Source organism: Thermocrispum municipale DSM 44069 (genome assembly GCF_000427825.1).
GTDB classification, from domain to species: Bacteria; Actinomycetota; Actinomycetes; order Mycobacteriales; family Pseudonocardiaceae; genus Thermocrispum; species Thermocrispum municipale.
On sequence record NZ_ATYT01000029.1, the window covers coordinates 1 to 2,179 of the forward strand.

2 protein-coding genes and 1 pseudogene are annotated in these 2,179 nt (G+C 62.1%); all 3 read left to right on the forward strand.

Going from position 1 to position 2,179, the window contains the following annotated elements:
• Nucleotides 1–301: 301 nt before the first annotated feature.
• Entirely contained in the window at nucleotides 302–766 is a 465-nt protein-coding gene (locus tag YWM_RS0115360) for a hypothetical protein (RefSeq protein WP_028851450.1), read from the forward strand.
• Entirely contained in the window at nucleotides 766–1,377 is a 612-nt protein-coding gene (locus tag YWM_RS25820) for a DUF3558 domain-containing protein (RefSeq protein WP_084612453.1), read from the forward strand. Before YWM_RS0115360 ends, YWM_RS25820 begins: the two co-directional genes overlap by 1 nt.
• Before the next feature lie 5 nt (nucleotides 1,378–1,382).
• Nucleotides 1,383–2,179 (forward strand): annotated as a pseudogene (locus tag YWM_RS26915) (hypothetical protein); the annotation flags it as partial.

Sequence of the window (2,179 nt, forward strand, 5' to 3'; positions counted from 1 at the left end):
GACTCGGCCACGTCCTCCCCCAGCGGGGATCGGCCGTCCAGCAAGATCTCCCGCACCACGTTCGCCGAGCTGCATCAGGTCGACTCCAGCCTGTGCGCGCGCACCGGCCACCGGGTCACTTGACGATGACTTACCCGAAGTCAACGCTGCTCCAATCGAGTGAGGATGGAACGGATGCCCGCCGCACCGCGTCACACCTGCAAATGGTGGGGCATTCACCAGGTGTCGAAGGGATTCGCTGACACCTCGCGCGCTGGTCGGTACCCTTGAGCGCGCGCATGGCCACTGCAGGGAGGACTGTATGACTGACACGGACCCGCCTAACCAGGAAGGGACCGACGAGGCGGCCGAAACCCCGACCTACAAGAGCCCGATCGAGCAGATCCTCGAGAAGATTCCGTTCTTCGGCTCGATGTTCGGCGAGAACGCCAAGAGCGGCGGCGGCGGAAGCGGCGGGTTCGAGCTCAGCCTGGAAGAGATGGAAGAGCTCCATAGGCAGTTCACGGCCGAGGCCAAGGAGCTCGACAAGATGTATCGCGGCAGTTCCGCGGCTGCGCAAGACTTGGCGCCACTCGCTCACGACGACGCCAGCAGAAAACACTACGAGGAATCAACCAGGCACTTCATTAAACTGCAAAAGGCAATCACGCAGCAGCAGAAGTTTGCCACCGAATTTGCTGAAGCTATCGGCCGGGCGATCCAAACCTACAAGGAAAACGAAGAATCTGGAGTTTCCACGTTTCGGTCGCAGGGGAATCGAGTCTGATGAGCACTCGCGCGGGAATCATTGCCGTCGCGGTTGCCACTCTCCTTTTGTCCGGGTGTACCGAGGACGAGGGGCGACCAGTCGCAGGCTCCACCGAGCCGACGGACCCAGCCATGTCGACACCTGCTCAGCAGCCGTCAAGCAGCTCCCCTGAAGCGCCGAAGGTGAACAACCCGATCACAAATCTCGAGCAGTTCAAACAATCGCCATGCGACATGGTTACAGATCAGCAGGCGAAATCATTAGGATTCAATCCGGGCGAACCGAGTGAAGACGCTACATATGGCCCTGCCTGCGATTGGCACGATGACAATTTTGGATACTTCGGCCTAACCCTTCTGAACAACCAGCCACTCGGGATCGCGGGCATCTACCGAAATCAGGAGCAGGGTAGGTACGGCTACTTCGAGCCTGTCGATGTTGCTGGCTACCCCGGCGTTTACGCGGACGCGTACGACGCCCGGAAAGAGGGTGGGTGCACGCTCAATGTGGGCGTGACGGATACGCAAGTGGTCACTGTCACCGCTCTGCTGAACGAGAACGAAGCTGAAGCCTGCGACTTGGCACTGCAGGCAGCAGAGGCCGCGGTGAAGACGATGAGTGAGGGGTAGGGCTCATGGCCAAGTACACAGCTGAACAGATCGCGGCGATGCTCCAGTCAGGCGACGCCACCGGCTACCACGCGGCCAGTTCGAGATCCACAGAACTGACCGGACGGTTCAAAGAGCGGACCGAAGTCTTCAACGAGCTTGTCGGAAAGATGAAGGCCGCCTGGACCGGCGACTCCAGCGACGCCGCAGCCACCTCGTTGACGGCATTGCAGGAAGCTTTCACCGTGAGCTCCAAGAACCTCCACACGGTCTCGCAGCAGCTCGACACCCAAGGCCAGTCCTTCACCAAGGTCAAGTACGAAGTAGGCCCTGGTCCAGGTCCGAAGCCCGAGGAGACGTTCGCGGGCAAGTACCTGCCGATGTTTACCGACAACGACGAGCAGATCGAAAAGTGGAACGAAGAAGCTGCTCGTGTGGTCGACGCCTACGACAGGTACGCGAAGGGCACTACGGAGAACGCGAGCTCGCTCCCGTTCAGCTACGGCGAACTGCGGGGAAGCCCGGAGGGGCTGAAGTTCTCGATCGAGGACTCCGGCGGCGGTGGCGGCAAGCGGACCGGCGACGGCTTCACCGGCGGGACCGGTAACAACTACTCGGGTTCCACCTCGACGTCGGGGTACACCGGTGGGCCGATCTCGTCGAATCCGACCGGGATCAGCGGTCCGAACGGGCCCGGTGGGCCCGGTAGCCCCGGTGTGCCTGGCGGCCCCGGCGGTCCCGGTGGGCCTGGTGGGCCTGGTGGGCCTGGCGGAGGCAGCACGCTTCCGTCCGGTGGCCAGTCCGGCAGCCTTCCCGGTGGTTT

Bases quoted from the DNA above. Each gene is read 5' to 3' on its own strand.
- YWM_RS0115360 (WP_028851450.1), top strand. From the start codon at position 302: ATGACTGACACGGACCCGCCTAACCAGGAAGGGACCGACGAGGCGGCC.
- YWM_RS25820 (WP_084612453.1), top strand. From the start codon at position 766: ATGAGCACTCGCGCGGGAATCATTGCCGTCGCGGTTGCCACTCTCCTT.